We start from the raw sequence: 18590 nt of genomic DNA, 5'->3' as shown, positions 1-18590 counted from the left end.
CCGAGCCGCGCCGACCTCTAGGGTCGGCGCGGCTCGGCAGCGTGTCGGGGCGGTCGCTGCTCAGGCGCTGGGCTGGGCCTCGCGCGACCGGGCCCGCTCGAGCGCACGCTGCCGGTCCTCCTCGGACTGACGAGCGATCTCGGCCGCCTTGTCATCGTCACGGGTGAGGCAGTCCCCGGACTCCGGGTCGAAGACGTGCATGAGGTCGGGGTCGAAGACGAAGCTGCCGTCATCGCCCTCGCGCACCCGCGAGCGCGGGTCGAGGTTGATGACCATCTGCGTACGCATGCCCTCGCCGTCGAGGTCCTTGTCGAGCTCGTCGAGCTTGTGCTTGACATCGCCCTCGACGGTGAAGGGGATGTAGGCGTACTGCTCGTTGCCCAGCCACTCCGCCTGGTCCACGGGCGCCCCGAAGCGCACCCCGTTGGTCGGGACATCGCCCAGGTCGGCGTCCTTGATGTGCTCCGGACGGATCCCGACGATGAGCAGCTCCTTGCCGCTGGCACGCTCGCGCACTGCGGCCGGCATCGGGACACGGCAGAAGGGCAGCACGAGCTCGTCCCCCTCGACCTCCGCGGGCAGGAAGTTCATCGGCGGCGTGCCGATGAAGCCCGCGACGAAGAGGTTGACCGGCTGGTCGTAGAGCTCGCGGGGGCTGGCGCACTGCTGCAGCACGCCCTTCTTGAGCACGGAGACCCGGTCGCCGAGGGTGAGCGCCTCGGTCTGGTCGTGGGTGACATAGATCGTCGTCGTGCCCATGCGCCGCTGCATGCGAGCGATCTCGGTGCGCATCTGCCCACGCAGCTTGGCGTCGAGGTTGGACAGCGGCTCGTCGAAGAGGAAGGCGTCGGCGTCCCGCACGATCGCCCGCCCCATCGCCACGCGCTGACGCTGCCCGCCCGAGAGGTTGGCCGGCTTGCGCTCGAGGTGCTCGTCCAGCTCCAGCATCGAGCTGGCCATGCGCACCTTGGAGTCGATCTCGTCGTCGGTGAACTTGCCCTTGGCCAGCCGAAGGGGGAAGGCGATGTTTTCGTACACCGTCAGGTGTGGGTAGAGGGCGTAGTTCTGGAAGACCATCGACAGGTTGCGGTCCTTGGGTGAGAGGTCGTTGACCTCCTTGCCGTCGATGAGCAGCTCACCGCTCGTGATGTCCTCCAGCCCGACGACCATGCGCAGGAGCGTCGACTTTCCGCAGCCGGACGGGCCGACGAAGATCATGAACTCGCCGTCCCTGATGTCCAGGCTCACGTCGTTGACCGCCGGGAAGCCGTCGCCGTACGTCTTGACGAGGTTGTTGAGGGTGATCTCAGCCATGGGAGTTTCTCCAGTTCATCGTGAAGGCGGGGGTCAGCCCTTGACGGCGCCCGAGGTCAGGCCGGCGACGATCCGGCGCTGGAAGATCAGCACGAGGATCACGACGGGGATGGTGACGACGACCGAGGCCGCCATGATCGCGCCCGTGGGCTGCTCGAACTGGCTGGCTCCGGTGAAGAAGGCGAGCGCGGCGGGGACCGTGCGCGCCTGGTCGGAGGTCAGCGAGATCGCGAAGACGAAGTCGTTCCACGCGGTGAAGAAGGTGATGATCGCGGTCGTGAAGACGCCGGGGGTGGCCAGCGGGATGATCACCTTGCGGAAGGCCTGCCAGCTCGAGGCGCCGTCGACCTGCGCGGCCTGCTCCATCTCCCACGGGATCTGCTGGAAGAAGGCGGACATCGTCCAGATCGACAGCGGCAGGGTCAGCGCGAGGTACGGGATGATCAGGCCGGGGATCGTGTCGAAGAGACCGGTCTTGCTCCACACCTCGAACAACGGCGTCACCATGGCGACCACGGGGAAGAAGCTCACCGCGAGCGCGGTCGTGAGGATCATCTTCTTGCCCTTGAACTCCAGGCGGGAGATCGCGTAGGCGCAGAACATCGCGAGCACGACGGAGATGAGCGTCGCGACCAGGCAGACGATGAGCGAGTTGCGCAACGCCGGCATGAAGAGGTCGCTCGCGCCGCCGGTGAAGATCAGCCGGTAGTTGTCCAGCGTGGGCTCCTTCGGCCAGAAGTTGCCGAAGTACGCCGAGTCCGGGTCGGCCAGGGTGTCCGCGCTCTTGAGGGAGAGCGAGAGCATCCACAGCAGGGGCAGCACGGTCCAGACCATGATCGGGACCGCGAGCGTGGTCCACAGGCCCGTGCCCTTCATCGACTGCTTGGCCATGTCAGTTCCTCCCCTGCGTCAGGTCGACCTTGAATCCTCGGACGAACACCGCCGCGATGACGAGCACGCAGAGGAAGAGGATCACCGACAGCGCAGAGCCGAGCCCGATCTCTGTCCGGTCGATGGTCTGCCGGTAGATGAGCCCGGAGAGGGAGTTGGTCCCGTTGGCCCCCCCGGTCATGATGAAGATGTTGTCGAAGATGCGGAAGGCGTCGAGGGTGCGGAAGAGCAGCGCCACCATGATCGCCGGCTTCATGTTGGGCAGGATCACCTTGGTCAGCACCTGCACCCACGACGCGCCGTCGACCTTGGCGGCCTCCTCCATCGACGTGTCCACCTGGGCCAGTCCGGCCAGCAGGAGCAGGGACATGAAGGGGGTCGTCTTCCAGATCTCCGAGAGGCAGATGACGAAGATCGAGGGCCAGAAGCTGCCGAACCAGTCGTAGTTCTCGCTCACCCCGGGGATCCAGTTGGTCCAGCGGTTCACGAAGCCGGTGTCGGTCTGGTACATGAAGAGCCAGGTGAAACCGGAGACGACGGTGATGATCGAGTACGGGATGAGCACCACCGTGCGCAGGGTGCGCCGCGGCAGGACGATCCGGTGCATCACCAGGGCGATGATGAAGCCCAGGACGAGCTCGACGACCACGGTGATGACCGTGATGATCACCGTCGCCCACATCGCGCTCCAGAAGACGGAGTCGCTGAAGGAGACGATGTAGTTGTTGAACCCCACGAACTCCTTGTTGTCCGGGTCGGTCAACCGGTAGTTGAAGAAGCTGTTCCACACCGCCTGCAGGATCGGGTAGGCGGTGACGGCCAGCATGACGACGAAGGCGGGCATCGCCAGCTTCCAGCCGAGCCGCTGCTCGGCCTTGGCCCGGTCGGACAGGCGAGGCTTGTCCCCCTGCGTCGTGGGGGCCTTCGGGGAGTCGGTCACGGTACTCACAGCAACGCATCTCCCTTCAGCACGTCCTGGAGCAGGGTGGTGGTCTGCTGCGGTGTGGTCGACGGGTCGACCGAGCCGGGCGGGCTGTACTCACGCTGGATCCCGCTGGAGACGTCGCCGTAGTACTGGGTGAGCGGTCGCGGGCCGCTCGCGTCGAGCGACTCACGGATGAGCGCCGCCATCGGGAAGTCCTTCTTGATCTCCGGGTCGTCGTAGACGGCCTTGCGCGCGGCCGGGTTGCCGGTCCCGATCATGTAGGCCTTCTGACTCTCCTCGGAGGTCAGGCAGGAGACGGCGTCCCACGCCTTGTCCTGCTTCGCCGAAGAGGCCGAGACACCCATCTCGATGCCACCCAGCGGCGGCTTGGACTCGGTACCCGCCGTGGTCTGCGGATAACGCGCCCACGCCAGGTCGTCGAACCACTCGACCTCGGATCCCTTGAGTGCCGCGTAGACGTAGGGCCAGTTGACCATGAAGCCGGCCTTCTCGTTCTGGAACATGTCGAGCGTCGACGTCTCGTCGGTGGACCCCATCGCCGGACCACCGACCCCCTCCGCGGAGACCGCCTCGATGATCGAGGCCGCCTTCTTGCCGCCCTCGGACTCCAGACCGAACTTCAGGTCCTTGCCGTCGGCGCCGGGATTTTCGACGATGTGGTCACCGCCGCCCTCGACGAGCGCGTTGATCCACACCATGTAGCCCTCGTAGCGCGAGGCCTGCACCCCGATGTCGGTGTCGGTCTTCTTGGCGGCCTTGATGACCTGGTCCCAGCTGACCGGCTTGGTCATGTCGAGGCCGGCCTCCTTGGCCACGGACTTGCGGTACCAGAGGAGCTGCGTGTTGGCCCAGAAGGGAGCCGCGTACATCTCGTCCTTCCAGCTCGCGTTGGTCACGGCCGGGTCCACCGCATCATCGCTGAGCTCGGCCTTCCTGTCCGCGGGCACGGGTGCCAGGAACCCGGCCTCGGCGAACTCGGCGACGAAGACGGGGTCGATCGACATGATGTCCACGCCCTTGTCCTTGGAGGCCAGACGGCGCAGGAGCTGCTGACGCTGGTCGCTCGCGCTGTTGGGCAGGAGCTGGACACCGATCGTGTACTCACCGCCCGAGGCGTCGGAGCACTCCTTGGCCAGCTGGGCCTGACCACCGCCAGCGGGGTCGGAGCCGCCGCCGTCGGGGTTGATGTACCACGTGAGCTGGGACGCGCTGTCGCCCGTGCCGCCGTCCCCACAGGCCGCCAGACCGAGGCTGGCGGCAGTCGCTGCGGCCGCCATGAAGGCGATCCGCCGTCGTCGTCGTGTGTCCACGTCGCTCCTTATCGTCCGAGGACGCGATGCAGGCGGGGTCGCCGACGTCGCCTCCCAGTGGACTGTCTACACCGTGGATGTGGTCCATGCCACAGATGAGAGGCAACGAGTTGGTGTCGGGACGTCCGGTCTACTGTGCAAGGACGACCACGAAAGGACCCTGATGCCCACGACTGCCTCCTCCCCCGAGGACTTCGCCGACCTGATGTCGGCCAACCAGACCTTCTCCGAGAGCTTCGAGCTCAGCGGTTTCGACGGCATCGCCCACGCCGGCGTCGCCATCGTGACCTGCATGGACAGCCGCATCGACCCGCTCGGCATGCTCGGGCTCAAGCCCGGCGACGCCAAGATCTTCCGCAACCCGGGCGGTCGCGTCACCTCCGCTGCCCTCGAGGCCCTCGTCCTCGGTGTCCACCTGCTGAGGGTCGACCGCATCCTGGTCATCCCGCACACCCGCTGCGCGATGGGCAGCGCCACCGAGGACGAGTTCCGCGCCAAGGTCGGCGCCTCGGCGGGACAGGACGCCTCGTGGCAGGGCTTCCACGTGGTGAGCGACCAGCTCGACGCGCTGCGCCAGGACGTCGCTGCCGTGCGCACGCACCCCTTCATCGCCGATCGCGCCAAGGTCGGCGGGTTCGTCTACGACGTCGACACCGGCCTGCTCTCCCAGAAGTTCTGATCCACCCCGGTGACAGGGGTCACACGGCCCCTGTCACCATGGGCGGATGACGACCGTCACGACCTCTGCCCCGACCTCTGAGTCCATCGCCGAACCCTGGGCGACCGAACAGACGATCACCTGCCGCGACGACCGCGTGGGCCTGCGCGCCGTCATCGCGATCGACGACACGACCCTCGGCCCAGGATTCGGTGGCGTGCGCCTGCGCAGCTACCCCTCCACCGAGGCGGCCGCTCGCGAGGCCCAGCGCCTCGCCGCCGCGATGACCCTCAAGCACGCGCTCGCCGAGCTGCCCTACGGCGGTGCCAAGTCCGTCGTCATGCTCGACGGCGAGGCGCCCGCGCCGGGCACCCCTGAGCGACGTGCGCTCTTCACCCGCTTCGGCGAGATGATCGCCCGCACGGCCGGGATGTACATCCCGGGCGTCGACATGGGCACCCTCCTGGGGGACATGCAGGCCATCCGCGACGACGGCGGCGCGCGCGCGTTCTGCGACGAGGTGAGCCCCTCCCCCTTCACCGCTCGCGGCGTCTACGCGGCGATGAGGGCGGCAGCAGTGCACCACCACGGCGAAGGGGGCTTGGCCGGCCTCCACGTCGTGGTCCAGGGCGTCGGCAGTGTCGGCGCCGAGGTCGCCCGGCTGGCCCACGCCGACGGCGCTCGACTGACCGTCGCCGATGTCGACACCGCCCGCGCCGAGGAGCTCGCCCGCGAGCTCGGTGGCGCGACAGTCGACGCCGGCGAGGCACCCTTCCACGACGCGGACGTCTTCGCCCCCTGCGCCATCGCGCGCGTGGTGATGCGCGACACCATCGAGCGCATCCCGGCCCGCATCATCGCCGGCGCTGCCAACGACACCCTCGACGACCCGGGCTGCGCCGAGGCCTTGCACGAGGCCGGCATCGTCTTCGTGCCCGACTTCGTCGCCAACGCGGGCGGCGTCATCCAGGTGCACGGCGGAGTCGTCGGCTGGAGCGACGCCGAGACGCTCGCTGCGGTCGATCGCATCGGTGAGCGGGTGACCGGCCTGCTGGAGACCGCGCAGGAGCAGGGCATCACCCCGCTCGCGGCCGCCCTGCAGCGCGCCTCCGATGCCCTGGGTCGCGAGGTCACCGCATGACCTCCGAGGATGCGGTGCGCCGCTACTACGACCTCGTGGATGCCGCCGACGTCGAGGGCGTGCTGGACTGCTTCGCCGACGACGCCGTCTACCACCGCCCCGGCTACGCGCCGATGATCGGCAGGGACGCCCTCGGCGCCTTCTACGGCGGCGAGCGGGTGATCGCCGACGGCCGGCACGAGCTGGACGAGATGGTCGTCGACGGGCGCCGGGTCGCGGTGCACGGACGCTTCGTCGGCACGCTCAAGGACGGCAGCGCCGCACAGGTCGGCTTCGCCGACTTCTGGGTGCTCGACGAGCAGGGTCGGGCCAGGACCCGGCACTCGTTCTTCGACACGCCAGCGGTCTGACAAGCCCACCTGCGTGTGCTGCGAAGCCCACGCAGGGCCTAGAGCGCCAGTCGCTCCTTGACCACCACGGAGAGGCGCTCAGCGGACGCGAGAGCGCGCTCGTGGGTGTCAGCCTCGACCATGACGCGCACGACGGGCTCGGTGCCGGACTTGCGCAGCAGGACCCGCCCCTGGTCACCCAGTGCGGTCGCGACGTCGGAGACGGCCGCCTGGACGCCTTCGTCAGCCTCCACGCGGTCCTTGTCGACATCCTTGACGTTGATGAGGACCTGCGGCATCCGCGTCATGACGGTGCCGAGATCGGCGATCGTGCGGCCCGTCTCGGCGACGCGCGCCGCCAGCTTGAGCCCGGTGAGGACCCCGTCGCCGGTCGTCGCGTGCTCGGCGAGGATGACGTGCCCGGACTGCTCGCCACCGAGGCTGAAGCCGCCCTTGCGCATCTCCTCGAGGACATAGCGGTCACCGACGCCGGCCTGGACGACGGTGATCCCCGCAGCCTCCATGGCGCGCAGCAGACCGAGGTTGCTCATGACCGTGGCGACGAGGGTGTCCTCCACGAGCTCGCCGTGGTCCTTGAGTGCCACGGCCAGGATCGCCATGATCTGGTCCCCGTCGATCTCGTTGCCCTGGGCATCCACGGCGAGGCACCGGTCGGCGTCACCGTCGTGCGCGATGCCCAGGTCCGCGCCATGGGCCACGACGGCCTCCTTGAGCGGGTCGAGGTGCGTCGAGCCGACACCGTCGTTGATGTTGAGCCCGTCAGGTCGGGCACCGATGACGTGCACCGTGGCCCCGGCGAGGCGGAAGACCTCGGGCGAGACCTCGCTCGCGGCCCCGTGGGCGGCGTCGATGACGAGCGTCAGCCCCTCGAGCCGCGGCTCCACGGCGTCGAGGAGGTGGCGGACGTACCGAGTGCCCGCGTCGTCCATCAGGGTCACCCGGCCGACGTCCACGCCCGTCGGGCGCGCGGGCGGCTCGTCCATCGCTGACGCGATGGCGTCCTCGACGGCGTCGGGCAGCTTGTGCCCACCGGTGGCGAAGAACTTGATGCCGTTGTCCGGCATGGCGTTGTGCGACGCGGAGAGCATCACGCCGAAGTCTGCGTGGACCTCTGCGGTGAGGAAGGCGACGGCCGGTGTCGGCACGACACCGGCGTCGAGCACGTCGATGCCGCTGCTCGCCAGACCGGCGACCACGGCGGCCGACAGGAACTCGCCGGACGCACGGGGATCACGCCCGACGACGGCCAGGGGTCGACGCCCCTCCGTCCCCACCGGGTCGCGCAGCACCCCGGCTGCCGCTTGAGCGAGTCGGAGCGCGAAGTCAGCGGTGATGACCTCGCCGTTGGCGAGGCCACGGACACCATCGGTGCCGAAGAGTCGGGACATGGATCAAGCAACCTTCCGTTTGGGACCCGACGGCATGTCGCATGCGGGACGGGCGCCAGTGACGATACCGGCTGGTTAGGCTGTGACACCGCAGGTCCGGGCATCGAGAGGCCATCATGATCGAATTCAGCCCGTCCGACGGGCCCACGCTGGGCGTCGAGTGGGAGATCGCCCTCGTCGACGGGGAGTCCTTCGACCTCGTCCCGCTCGCCGAGAGCGTCGTCGAGCCGCTCACCGTCGACCAGAGCCTGGCCCCCAAGGTCCACCGGGAGCTCCTGACCAACACCGTCGAGATCGTCACCGGCATCTGCCACGACGTGCCCGAGGTCATCGCCGACCTGTCACAGAGCCTCTCGCGGCTACGGGGGATCACCGACGGCCTCGGCCTGGAGCTGATGAGCGCCGGCACCCACCCCTTCGCACGGTGGGAGTCCCAGCAGGTCAGCGAGGGCGAGCGCTATGCGACCCTCATCGATCGCACCCGGTGGTGGGGGCGCCAGATGGTCATCTACGGCGTGCACACCCATGTCGGCGTCACCCATCGCGACAAGGTCCTGCCGCTGCTGTCCGGGATGCTCAGCTACGCGCCGCACCTCCAGTCGCTCTCGGCGTCCTCACCGTGGTGGGGCGGCGTGCCGACCGACTACGCGAGCAACCGGGCGCAGATGTTCCAACAGCTACCGACCGCCGGGCTGCCCTTCCAGTTCGACTCCTGGCGGGAGTACGAGGGCTATGTCGACGACCTGCTCGTCACGGGCGTCATCGACGAGCTGAAGGAGGTGCGCTGGGACCTGCGCCCTGCACCTCACCTGGGCACCCTCGAGGTCCGGGTCTGCGACGGGGTGCCGACGCTGCACGAGATCGGCGCCCTCACCGCACTCACCCAGTGCCTCCTCGTCCACCTCGACGACCGCCTCACCGACGGCGGCACGATCCCGACGCTTCCCCCGTGGCACGTGCAGGAAAACAAGTGGCGCACCGCCCGCTACGGGATGGAGGCGATCATCATCCTCGACTCCCGCAACCGGGAGCGCCTCGTCACGGACGAGCTGCACGACCTGCTCGAGCGCCTCTCCCCGATCGCCCGGCGGCTGGGCTGCGAGACCGAGCTCGGTCATGTCGAGGACATCATCCGCGCCGGCGCCAGCTACCAGCGCCAGCAAGCCGTGGCCGCGGCGAACAACGGTGACCTGGTCGAGGTGACCCGGTCGCTCGTGGCCGAGATGCGCGCCGGACGCCCGCTGGGCGCATGACACTGGGCGCATGACGAAGGGCGGCACCCACCGTGAGGTGAGTACCGCCCTTCGGCGTGCTGGCAGCGCGTGGCTGGATCAGCGCTTGCTGTACTGCGGAGCCTTGCGGGCCTTCTTGAGACCGGCCTTCTTGCGCTCCGGGACGCGGGCGTCACGGGTGAGGAAGCCGGCCTTCTTCAGGGTGGCGCGGTTGAGCTCCTCGTCGACTCCGTTGAGCGAGCGGGCGACGCCGAGACGGACGGCGCCGGCCTGGCCGGAGGGGCCACCGCCGTGGACGCGCACGAGCACGTCGTAGGCACCGTCGAGCTCGAGCACGGTGAAGGGCTCGTTGACGATCTGCTGGTGGACCTTGTTCGGGAAGTACTCCTCGAGCGTGCGGCCGTTGACCTTCCACTCGCCGGTGCCCGGGACGATCCGGACGCGGGCGATGGCCTGCTTGCGACGGCCGGTGGCCGCGCCGGGCGCCGAGGCGGACGGACGACGGACGGGCTCGTCGGTGGAGCCGGCGACGGGGCCGTCGGACTCGGAGGTGTAGGAGCTCAGCTCGGGCTCGTCGCCCTCGAGGACCTCAGTGTTTTCGGTGGTCTCAGCCACGGTGTTTCCTCAGTTCCTTCTGGGGCGCGCTTACTGCGCGACCTGGGAGATCGTGTAGGGGGTGGGCTGCTGCGCGGCGTGCGGGTGGTCCGTACCCACGTAGACCTTCAGCTTGCTCAGCTGCTGGCGACCGAGGGTGTTGCGCGGGAGCATGCCCTGGATGGCCTTCTCGACCGCGCGGGTCGGGTGCTTGGCCAGCATCTCGGTGTAGTTCATCGAGGACAGACCGCCCGGGAAGCCCGAGTGACGGTAAGAGAGCTTCTTGGTGGCCTTGGAGCCGGTGAGCGCAATCTTGTCCGCGTTGATGATGATGACGAAGTCGCCCATGTCCGCGTGGGGGGCGAAGGTCGTCTTGTGCTTGCCGCGCAGCAGGATGGCGGTCTGGCTCGCAAGACGGCCGAGCACGACGTCCGTGGCGTCGATGATGTGCCACTGACGGGTGATGTCACCGCCCTTGGGGGTGTACGTACGCATGTGTGAAGCCTTACTGCTCGTCGTGATGACTGACCCCTCCGGGAGCGAAGGGGTGGCGCCGCTCGTCCTCGTGGACGGGGCGCCGCTGAGATCCATTCTACGGAAGGTCGCAACGGTCACAGAAATCAGCGCAGAGCGCCCACAAGCCCTGAGAATCCGGGGATCTGCAGCTCTACAGCCGCGCCACCACCCCTGCAGGCATCGCGATTGCACAATACTTGTGCAATCGTGGGCGGGTGACCGAGACCCCCCAGACGGCGACCTGGCGGCTGCTGGCCCACCCCCTTCGCTCCCGCATCCTGGCCCACCTGCGCCTGCACGGCGGCTCGACCGCCGCCGAGCTCGCCCGGGCGCTCGGCACCAACACCGGCGCCACGAGCTACCACGCGCGCGTCCTCGCGCAGGCGGGCCTCGTCGAGGACACCGGCCTCGGCGACGGACGCTCACGCGTGTGGGCCGCGGCCCAGGAGGATGAGCGGGACGGCGTGGACACCTCGGTCGCCGTCAGCGCCATCGACGACGCCGACGAGCTCGCCGACGCGCTCTGGCTGGCCCATGACGTCGTCGACCACCACGCGCAGCGCCAGCACAGCTGGATCGACGCCCAGGTCTCCTGGCCGCTGGTGTGGCAGGAGGAGTGCGGCATCGACGACCGCGAGGTGCTCGTCGACGAGACCCAGCTGGCAGCCCTGCGCACGGAGCTGGGTGCGGTGCTCGACCGTTACCGTCGACGCGGCGCAGGCACCCCCGGAGCACGGCGCGTGACCGCGGTCGTTGCGCTCACCCCCCTGCCTCGGCGGTCGCAGGGCGGGGACCGGCGGACCTAGGCTGGGCACGTGAGCTCCTCCGACCCGCGCCCCGAGCGCCACTGGCTCCTGGGGATCATCGCCCGGGTGCTCATCGCCTTCGCGATCCTGGCCGTCATCACGCACACGCTGGTGCGCCCCTTCGTCATCCCGTCGGGATCGATGGAGCCCACGCTGATGACCGGCGACCGGGTCTTCGCCACGATCGTCGGGGTCGACGAGACAGACCTCGAGCGCGGCGACATCGTCGTCTTCGGCCATGGACGGACGTGGGAGGACGCGACGTTGACGGACCCCGACCCCGTGAGCAATGCCGTGCGCTACGCCGGTGATGTCCTGGGCACCGGCCCCAGCCACCGCTCGCACACGGTCAAGCGGGTCATCGGCCTGCCCGGCGAGCAGGTCTCCTGCTGCGACAGCACAGGCCGCGTCCTCGTCGACGGCAAGCCCCTCACCGAGCCCTATGTCACACACGACCTGCCGATGCCCGACGGCACCGAGTGCGCCGGCGACCAGCCGAGCACCCGCTGCTTCGCGGACATCACCGTCCCCGAGGGCTCCTACCTCGTCCTCGGCGACAACCGCGCCAACAGCGCCGACTCGGTGGTCAGCTGCCGGGGTGCGGTCGCTGGCTGCGAGCCGCGCTTCGTCCGCTTCGACCAGGTCGTCGGGACGCTCGGCTGGCGATGGTGGCCACTGCCTCCCGGGAGTGCCGAGCGGAGCTGATCACTCCTCCCGCTTGGCCCGAGCCTCCTGTGCCCGGGCTGCCAGCGCCCCCGCCTCGGGGTAGGTCACCTCGACCAGGCACAGTCCGTGAGCCGGCATCACCTTGACCCGAGGGTCACGCGACATGGCGGTGAGGACGTCCACGGGGAAGTCGACGCCCCGCCGCCCCTCCCCGACCGGCACGAGCGCGCCGATGAGCGCGCGGACCATCGAGTGGCAGAAGGCATCCGCGAGGACCGTCGCCTCGAGCAGCCCGTCGTCACGACGGCGCCAGTCATAGCGCAGCAGGGTGCGCGTGGTGGTCGCCCCCTCCCTCTTCTTGCAGAAGGCGGCGAAGTTGCGCAGACCGATCAGGCGCTCGGCGGCGCGGTTCATCGCCTCGACGTCCAAGGGGGTGCGCAGGGCCACGACCTCATGACGACGAAGGGGGTCCAGCCGCGCCGGGTCGTCGCTGATCAGGTAGCGGTAGCGCCGGCTCAGCGCGGAGAAGCGCGCGTCGAAGCCCTCGGGCGCCTCGGCGACGCGGTGGACGACGACATCCGGCGGGAGCACGCCACGCAGGCGGGTCAGCAGGGCCTGCTCCGGCTCCCGCCCGGTGTTGCCCTGGGCGCGGTCGAGCTGCTCGGGCGCCAGGTCGACGTGGACGACCTGGCCCATGGCGTGGACGCCGGCGTCGGTGCGGCCGGCGACGGTCAGGCGGGCCGGCTCCTCGAGCCGCAGGATCGTGGCCACCGCTGCCGTGAGTTCTCCCTCGACGGTGCGCAGTCCCGGCTGGGCCGCCCAGCCGTGGAAGTCGGTCCCGTCATAGGCGAGGTCGAGGCGCAGCCGCATGCCGGCCAGCGTAGGCGACGAGCGACTGGTTGACTCGCGGGTAACTCAGGAGGAGATTCTCCCCGTGCACCACGACCCCAGCGACCTGCGCCGACGCAGAGCAGCCATCGCCGGCGCCTTCTTCGTCCAGGGACTGCTCTTCATCTCCCTCACCCTGCGCCTCCCACTCGTCCAGCGCACCTACGACATCGACGAGCTGGAGCTGTCGGGCTTCATGCTCATGTTGGTCCTGCTGGCAGGTGTCGGCTCGCTGCTCGCCGAGCTCGCCGCCGCACGGGCGGGCAGCGCAGCGACCCTGCGGTGCTCCATGGTCGGCCTGGCCGTCGGCACGGCCGTCATGGGCTTCGCCCTCGGCAGCGGGGGGCTGGCCCCCTTCGTCCTGGGCCTGGCCGTCTACGGCACCGCGCTCGGGGCGGTGGACGCGACCTGCAACATGCAGGCGGTCGCCCTCGAGCACCGACTGGAGCGGCCGATCCTGCCGTCCTCGCACGGTGCGTGGACGGCCGGTGGTCTGCTCGCGACCGTCATCGCGCTGACCCTCCCCGGGATCGAGGCGGCGCACGCGGCGACGGCCGTGGCCATCGCACCCCTCGTGGTGACCGTGCTCCCCCTGCTGCGCCATGACGCGGCTCCCCCACCCCCGGCGGAGCGCGTCGACATCCCGTGGCGGGCCGTCTCCATGGTCGGTCTGGGGCTCGTCCTCTTCTACATGGTCGACACGGCGTCCACGGCGTGGGGACCGGTCTACCTCGCCAACCCCGATGTCTTCACCAGCCCGCCCACGTCCTCGCAGATGGTGGCCCTGGCGACGCTGCCCTATCTCGCGGCGACGATGCTCGCGCGGCTGGCCGGCGACCGGCTCACCGCACGACTCGGCGCCCCGACCATGGTGCGCACCGGCGCGATCATCGCCTCGGTCGGCCTGCTCGTCGTGGTCCTCGCGCCGGCCTCCGTGTGGCAGGTCGCCATCCTCGGCTTCTTCGTCACCGGGCTCGGGGTGGCGGTCATCGCCCCGCTGTCCTTCTCCGCTGCGGCCGCGATCGCCGGGGCCCACCTCGACCCGGCCCAGCGCCGGGCCCGCGTCGATGCCGTCATCGCCCGGTTCAACCAGTTCAACTACGTCGGTGCGCTCCTCGGAGCCGTCCTCACCGGCGCCCTCGGCGGCATCAGCCTGCGCATCGGCTTCGCCGTCCCCGCGCTCCTCGTGCTCGGCATGATCCCGCTCGCCCGACACTTCGCAGCGACGACCCAGCGCTGACCCACCCGCTGCAGGCATGACGAAGGCTGGCACTGAGGCGCGACGCAGGAGCCACGAAGGGCGCCACCCCCGTGACGGGAGTGGCGCCCCTGCGGCGTGCAGTCGCAATGACTCAGGCGGCTCAGGCCTCCTCGTCGGACTCCTGCTGCTTGGCCTCGCCACCGGCCGGCTCGAAGCCGGCGGCCTTGGCGGCGTCCGCGGTCTTGAACCAGACCTCGGCGACCGTCTGGTCGAACCACTGCGAACCCGCGACGTGGTACTTGTTCGAGTCGAGGTTGCCCTTGACCGTGTAGTCCTCGCTCGGCGCGGCGCCGTCCTCGAGAGGAGCAGCACCGCCCTCGGGCAGGTCGACGAGCGCGGCCGGAGCAGCGGTCTCGGTCTCGGTCTCGGTGGCCTCGGCCGGAGCCTCGGCTGCCTCGTCCTTGGCGGAGCGCTTGGTCGCGGCCTCCGCCTCGGCGACGACGGCGCGCTTGGGCTTGGCGTTGACCGGCTCACGCACGAGCTCGATGACGCACATGGGGGCGTTGTCCCCCTTGCGCGGCGCGATCTTGGTGATCCGGGTGTAGCCGCCCTGGCGGTCTGCGACGTCGGGAGCGATCTCGACGAAGAGACGGTGGACGACACCCTTGTCGTGGATGGTCGTCATGACCTTGCGACGAGCGTGCAGGTCACCCCGCTTGGCGAAGGTGATCAGGCGCTCGGCCAGCGGACGCAGCCGCTTGGCCTTGGCCTGCGTCGTCGTGATCTGGTCGTGCTCGAAGAGCGCGGTGGCCAGGTTCGCGAGGATGAGGCGCTCGTGAGCCGGGCCGCCACCGATACGGGGTCCCTTGGTGGGGGTGGGCATGGTGTTCTCCTTGGAAGTTCTGACCTCACCGCGTCAGCGGTCAGGTCGTGAAGCGGTGGGTCAGAGCTGCTCGTCCTCGGCGAACGAGGCATCCTCGTCAGCGGACTCGTCGTAGTCGTCCTCGCCGTAGCCGGGGATGGCCGTCGGGTCGAACCCGGGGGGGCTGTCCTTGAGGGCCAGGTCCATCTCGTGCAGCTTGGCCTTGACCTCGTCGATCGACTTCGCGCCGAAGTTGCGGATGTCGAGCAGGTCCGCCTCGCTGCGACCGACGAGCTCACCCACGGTGTGGATGCCCTCGCGCTTGAGGCAGTTGTAGGAGCGGACCGTGAGGTCGAGGTCCTCGATGGGCAGCGCCAGGTCGGCCGCGATGGCGGCGTCGGTCGGCGACGGGCCCATGTCGATGCCCTCGGCCTCGACATTGAGCTCACGGGCCAGGCCGAAGAGCTCGACCAGCGTCTTGCCGGCCGAGGCCAGCGCGTCGCGGGGGGCCATCGAGTTCTTGGTCTCGACGTCGACGACCAGGCGGTCGAAGTCGGTGCGCTGCTCGACACGGGTGGCCTCGACCTTGTAGGTCACGGCCAGCACGGGCGAGTAGATGGAGTCGACCGGGATGCGGCCGATCTCCTGGTCACCGGACTTGTTCTGCTGCGCGGAGACGTAGCCACGGCCACGCTCGACGGTCAGCTCCATCTCGATGGAGCCCTTGTCGTTGAGCGTCGCGATGTGCAGGTCCGGGTTGTGGACCTCCACACCGGCCGGGGGGTTGATGTCGGCAGCGGTGACCGCGCCGGCGCCCGACTTGCGCAGGTACATCACGACCGGCTCGTCGTTCTCGCTGGAGACGACGAGGGACTTGATGTTGAGGATGATCTCGGTGACGTCCTCCTTGACCCCGGGGACCGTGGAGAACTCGTGGAGCACTCCGTCGATCCGGATCGAGGTGAGCGAGGCGCCCGGGATGCTCGAGAGCAGGGTGCGACGCAGGGAGTTGCCGATGGTGTAGCCGAAGCCAGGCTCGAGGGGCTCGATGACGAACCGCGAGCGGTTGTCGGCGAGGACCTCTTCGCTGAGGTTGGGACGCTGTGCGATGAGCACGGTGATTCTTCCTTCCCACGGGCGACCGCTATATGACGCCTCGTGAAGGTGTCGGGGCGTGACCCCGACGGTGGCTCCCGCATCGGTCCGCGGGAGCCACCCTCAGTAGAACTCGATCAGTTCTTGGAGTAGAGCTCGACGATCAACTGCATCGCCAACGGGCTGTCGATCTGCTCGTTGGTCGGCAGCTGGTGCACGAGGACCTTCAGGCTGCCCGGGATGACGTGCAGCCATGCCGGGATCGGACGCTCGCCGAAGGACTCGCGAGCGACCTGGATCGGGAAGGCCTCGATGGACTGCTTGCGCACGGTGATGATGTCGTACTGCGAGACGCGGGCGCTGGGCACGTCGATGCGCACGCCGTTGAGCTCGAAGTGACCGTGCGTGACGAGCTGACGAGCCTGACGACGCGTGCGGGCGAGCCCGGCGCGGTAGATCACGTTGTCGAGGCGTGACTCGAGGATGATCAGCAGGTTGTGACCGGTCTGTCCGGGGCGGTTGGCCGCCTCCTTGTAGTACCGGACGAACTGCTTCTCCATGACGCCGTAGGTGAAGCGGGCCTTCTGCTTCTCCTGCAGCTGGGTGAGGTACTCCTTCTCCTGGATCCGGCGACGGCCGTGCTGGCCGGGCGGGAAGGGACGGAGCTCGAAGTTCTTGTCGCCGCCGACGAGGTCAAGCTTGAGGCGGCGGGACTTCTTGGTGATGGGGCCGGTATAACGAGCCATGTCTTATCTGTCTCCCGTATCTCTGCTGCTCAGACGCGACGGCGCTTGGGCGGGCGGACACCGTTGTGCGGGCTGGGCGTGACGTCCTGGATGGCGCCGACCTCGAGGCCAGCGGCGGTCAGGGAGCGGATGGCGGTCTCGCGACCGGAACCCGGGCCCTTGACGAAGACGTCGACCTTCTTCATGCCGTGCTCCATGGCGCGGCGTGCAGCGGCCTCAGCAGCCATCTGTGCGGCGTACGGGGTGGACTTGCGCGAACCCTTGAAGCCGACCTGGCCAGCGGAGGCCCAGGAGATCACGGCGCCGGTCGGGTCGGTGATCGAGATGATCGTGTTGTTGAACGTGCTCTTGATGTGGGCCTGGCCCACAGCAACGTTCTTCTTGACCTTGCGGCGCACCTTGGCGCCGGTGCGGGTCTTGGGGGGCATGTTTCTCCTACGAAGTTCTTCGGTGTGAGGTGATCACTGCGCCGGCTGCTGCAGGCGCGTGATGCCGAGGTGTCTCAGGCCTTCTTCTTGCCTGCGACGGTGCGCTTGGGGCCCTTGCGGGTCCGAGCGTTGGTCTTGGTGCGCTGACCGCGGACCGGGAGACCACGGCGGTGCCGCAGGCCCTCGTAGGTGCCGATCTCGACCTTGCGGCGGATGTCGGCAGCAACCTCGCGGCGGAGGTCACCCTCGATCTGGACGTTGGCCTCGAGGTAGTCGCGCAGAGAGACGAGCTGCTCGTCGCTCAGGTCCTTCACGCGGATGCTCGGGTCGACGCCGGTGGCGGCGAGGGCCTTCTGTGCGGTCGTGCGTCCCACACCGAAGATGTAGGTCAGGGCGACCTCGGCGCGCTTCTCGCGCGGCAGGTCGACTCCAACAAGTCGTGCCATGTGCTGGCTTCCTTCTGTCAGTCCGGAGGTCTGGTGCACCACCGGTCCGAAGGGTGTTCCCGCCAATTCGAGCGGGTCTTCGGTCCTCGGCCTCCGAGCCGAGGGTGACGTCCTGCTCCGCGAAGGGGGCAGGGGCCGGGTGGTGCGTACTTCTTCTGCTGGCGTTGCTCGAGGATCTGGGCGACAAAACCCGGGTCCCCGCCGTACGGGTCCTGGTGGACGCGATCAGCCCTGGCGCTGCTTGTGGCGCAGGTTGTCGCAGATCACCATGACCCGACCGTTGCGGCGGATCACCTTGCACTTGTCGCAGATCTTCTTGACGCTCGGCTGAACCTTCATTGCCGTCTCGCATCTTCTCGATCTGTCCCGCCACCCGGGTGTGGGCGGCGAGTCGTGCTGTGAGTGCTTCACTCGTCGGTCGTCGACATGCGGCGACCGCCTCGATCAGCGGTAACGGAAGACGATCCGGCCGCGGGTCAGGTCGTACGGGCTGAGCTCCACGACAACCTTGTCCTCAGGGAGGATCCGGATGTAGTGCTGCCGCATCTTGCCCGAGATGTGGGCGAGAACCACGTGACCGTTGGTCAGCTCTACCCGGAACATTGCGTTCGGGAGCGCTTCGACGATCGTGCCCTCGACCTCGATGACACCGTCCTTCTTGGCCATACCCTCTCAATCCGTTGGTGGTCGCCTCCTGGATGGAAGCCACCGTGGGCGGCACGCGAATTCGCCTCCCCGGAAACCGGGAAGGCAGCACACACGTGACCGACGATCAACGATACCGCTCCGGGCCACCCCGAGGGAAATCGCCCCGGCCTCGTAGGCTCGCCCCCATGACCGGCCTGAGGATCGCACTCGTCGGCGCCCGAGAACTCTCGGACGCCCACCACGCCCGCCGAGCCCTGGCCGCACTGGCCCCGGACGCCAGCGTCGTCGAGCTGCCCACGGGTGCCGCGCCCACCCCTGACCTCGACGGGGTCTGGATCCTGCGAGCTCCCGATGGCACACCAGGCATCGTCCACGACTCGACGATCTCGTGGGCCCTCCACCTCGACCTGCCCGTGATCGGGCCCCTCGCCGACGACGCCGGAGGCGCCCGCCCCGCCGCCGAC

General features: G+C 69.0%; 23 protein-coding genes. 8 read left to right on the top strand and 15 right to left on the bottom strand.

Features of this window, described 5'->3' with window-relative positions:
* Positions 1-60: 60 nt before the first annotated feature.
* The 4 genes from JLI01S_RS14605 to JLI01S_RS14590 are packed head-to-tail and all read right to left on the bottom strand — an operon-like array spanning position 61 to position 4461.
* Positions 61-1314 carry an ABC transporter ATP-binding protein gene (locus JLI01S_RS14605; protein ID WP_068265933.1) on the bottom strand — a complete coding sequence of 418 codons (1254 nt, stop codon included), beginning with the start codon at positions 1312-1314 and terminating at the stop codon, positions 61-63.
* 33 nt (positions 1315-1347) lie between these two features.
* Complete coding sequence (locus tag JLI01S_RS14600; RefSeq protein ID WP_169797343.1) at positions 1348-2190, bottom strand: carbohydrate ABC transporter permease; 843 nt, start codon at positions 2188-2190, stop codon at positions 1348-1350.
* Positions 2191-2206: 16 nt separating this feature from the next.
* The gene (locus tag JLI01S_RS14595; RefSeq protein ID WP_068265929.1) at positions 2207-3154 is read right to left on the bottom strand and encodes a carbohydrate ABC transporter permease; all 948 of its coding nucleotides are present in this window, start codon (positions 3152-3154) and stop codon (positions 2207-2209) included.
* Positions 3151-4461: an extracellular solute-binding protein gene (locus tag JLI01S_RS14590; protein WP_245634642.1), complete on the bottom strand. Its 1311-nt coding sequence runs from the start codon at positions 4459-4461 to the stop codon at positions 3151-3153. Before JLI01S_RS14590 ends, JLI01S_RS14595 begins: the two co-directional genes overlap by 4 nt.
* Before the next feature lie 163 nt (positions 4462-4624).
* Here JLI01S_RS14590 and JLI01S_RS14585 point away from each other — a divergent pair, with 163 nt between their 5' ends.
* From JLI01S_RS14585 to JLI01S_RS14575, 3 genes are read left to right on the top strand one after another with little or no spacing between them, the layout of a single operon-like run.
* Positions 4625-5140, top strand: coding sequence for a beta-class carbonic anhydrase (locus JLI01S_RS14585; RefSeq protein ID WP_068265928.1), 516 nt, complete (start codon positions 4625-4627; stop codon positions 5138-5140).
* 46 nt (positions 5141-5186) lie between these two features.
* Positions 5187-6260: a Glu/Leu/Phe/Val dehydrogenase dimerization domain-containing protein gene (locus JLI01S_RS14580; RefSeq protein ID WP_068265924.1), complete on the top strand. Its 1074-nt coding sequence runs from the start codon at positions 5187-5189 to the stop codon at positions 6258-6260.
* Positions 6257-6610, top strand: a complete 354-nt coding sequence (locus JLI01S_RS14575; protein WP_068265921.1) for a nuclear transport factor 2 family protein — start codon at positions 6257-6259, stop codon at positions 6608-6610. Before JLI01S_RS14580 ends, JLI01S_RS14575 begins: the two co-directional genes overlap by 4 nt.
* 38 nt (positions 6611-6648) lie before the next feature.
* Here the strand turns inward: JLI01S_RS14575 and glmM are convergent, their stop codons facing one another.
* Positions 6649-7998, bottom strand: coding sequence for a phosphoglucosamine mutase (gene glmM / locus JLI01S_RS14570; protein ID WP_068265919.1), 1350 nt, complete (start codon positions 7996-7998; stop codon positions 6649-6651).
* Positions 7999-8114: 116 nt separating this feature from the next.
* Between glmM and JLI01S_RS14565 the strand changes: the two genes are divergently transcribed.
* Positions 8115-9251: a glutamate--cysteine ligase gene (locus JLI01S_RS14565; RefSeq protein ID WP_157074981.1), complete on the top strand. Its 1137-nt coding sequence runs from the start codon at positions 8115-8117 to the stop codon at positions 9249-9251.
* Between the two features lie 78 nt (positions 9252-9329).
* Here JLI01S_RS14565 and rpsI read toward each other — a convergent pair whose 3' ends face one another.
* Complete coding sequence (gene rpsI, locus JLI01S_RS14560) at positions 9330-9845, bottom strand: 30S ribosomal protein S9 (protein ID WP_068265913.1); 516 nt, start codon at positions 9843-9845, stop codon at positions 9330-9332.
* Positions 9846-9875: 30 nt separating this feature from the next.
* A complete protein-coding gene (gene rplM, locus JLI01S_RS14555; protein WP_068265911.1) occupies positions 9876-10319 on the bottom strand; it encodes a 50S ribosomal protein L13 in 444 nt (147 codons plus the stop codon).
* Positions 10320-10555: 236 nt separating this feature from the next.
* Between rplM and JLI01S_RS14550 the strand changes: the two genes are divergently transcribed.
* Positions 10556-11146, top strand: coding sequence for an ArsR/SmtB family transcription factor (locus JLI01S_RS14550; RefSeq protein ID WP_068265909.1), 591 nt, complete (start codon positions 10556-10558; stop codon positions 11144-11146).
* Positions 11147-11155: 9 nt separating this feature from the next.
* The gene (lepB, locus tag JLI01S_RS14545) at positions 11156-11851 is read left to right on the top strand and encodes a signal peptidase I (RefSeq protein WP_084349467.1); all 696 of its coding nucleotides are present in this window, start codon (positions 11156-11158) and stop codon (positions 11849-11851) included.
* Here lepB and truA read toward each other — a convergent pair whose 3' ends face one another.
* Positions 11852-12682, bottom strand: coding sequence for a tRNA pseudouridine(38-40) synthase TruA (gene truA, locus JLI01S_RS14540; protein WP_068265908.1), 831 nt, complete (start codon positions 12680-12682; stop codon positions 11852-11854). It abuts the gene before it with no gap.
* A gap of 64 nt (positions 12683-12746) precedes the next feature.
* Here truA and JLI01S_RS14535 point away from each other — a divergent pair, with 64 nt between their 5' ends.
* Positions 12747-13940, top strand: coding sequence for an MFS transporter (locus JLI01S_RS14535; protein ID WP_245634641.1), 1194 nt, complete (start codon positions 12747-12749; stop codon positions 13938-13940).
* 121 nt (positions 13941-14061) lie between these two features.
* On the opposite strand, the gene rplQ is transcribed toward JLI01S_RS14535, so the two are convergent.
* The 7 genes from rplQ to infA all read right to left on the bottom strand — a co-directional run bounded on the left by rplQ (position 14062) and on the right by infA (position 18144).
* Positions 14062-14784: a 50S ribosomal protein L17, sunset domain variant gene (gene rplQ, locus JLI01S_RS14530; RefSeq protein ID WP_068265907.1), complete on the bottom strand. Its 723-nt coding sequence runs from the start codon at positions 14782-14784 to the stop codon at positions 14062-14064.
* A 60-nt stretch (positions 14785-14844) separates the two neighbouring features.
* Entirely contained in the window at positions 14845-15879 is a 1035-nt protein-coding gene (locus JLI01S_RS14525) for a DNA-directed RNA polymerase subunit alpha (RefSeq protein WP_068265905.1), read from the bottom strand.
* A gap of 116 nt (positions 15880-15995) precedes the next feature.
* Entirely contained in the window at positions 15996-16604 is a 609-nt protein-coding gene (rpsD, locus tag JLI01S_RS14520) for a 30S ribosomal protein S4 (RefSeq protein ID WP_068265903.1), read from the bottom strand.
* Between the two features lie 29 nt (positions 16605-16633).
* Entirely contained in the window at positions 16634-17032 is a 399-nt protein-coding gene (rpsK, locus tag JLI01S_RS14515; protein ID WP_068265901.1) for a 30S ribosomal protein S11, read from the bottom strand.
* A gap of 74 nt (positions 17033-17106) precedes the next feature.
* Positions 17107-17478 carry a 30S ribosomal protein S13 gene (gene rpsM / locus JLI01S_RS14510; protein WP_068265900.1) on the bottom strand — a complete coding sequence of 124 codons (372 nt, stop codon included), beginning with the start codon at positions 17476-17478 and terminating at the stop codon, positions 17107-17109.
* A 225-nt stretch (positions 17479-17703) separates the two neighbouring features.
* Complete coding sequence (gene rpmJ / locus JLI01S_RS14505; RefSeq protein ID WP_007928044.1) at positions 17704-17817, bottom strand: 50S ribosomal protein L36; 114 nt, start codon at positions 17815-17817, stop codon at positions 17704-17706.
* A 105-nt stretch (positions 17818-17922) separates the two neighbouring features.
* A complete protein-coding gene (gene infA / locus JLI01S_RS14500) occupies positions 17923-18144 on the bottom strand; it encodes a translation initiation factor IF-1 (protein WP_068265898.1) in 222 nt (73 codons plus the stop codon).
* A gap of 167 nt (positions 18145-18311) precedes the next feature.
* Here infA and JLI01S_RS14495 point away from each other — a divergent pair.
* A partial coding sequence (locus JLI01S_RS14495; RefSeq protein ID WP_157074980.1) for a hypothetical protein occupies positions 18312-18590 on the top strand: 279 nt, incomplete at its 3' end.

Source organism: Janibacter limosus NBRC 16128, from assembly GCF_001570985.1.
GTDB classification, from domain to species: domain Bacteria; phylum Actinomycetota; class Actinomycetes; order Actinomycetales; family Dermatophilaceae; genus Janibacter; species Janibacter limosus.
This window is presented reverse-complemented; position numbering and strand designations above follow the sequence as displayed.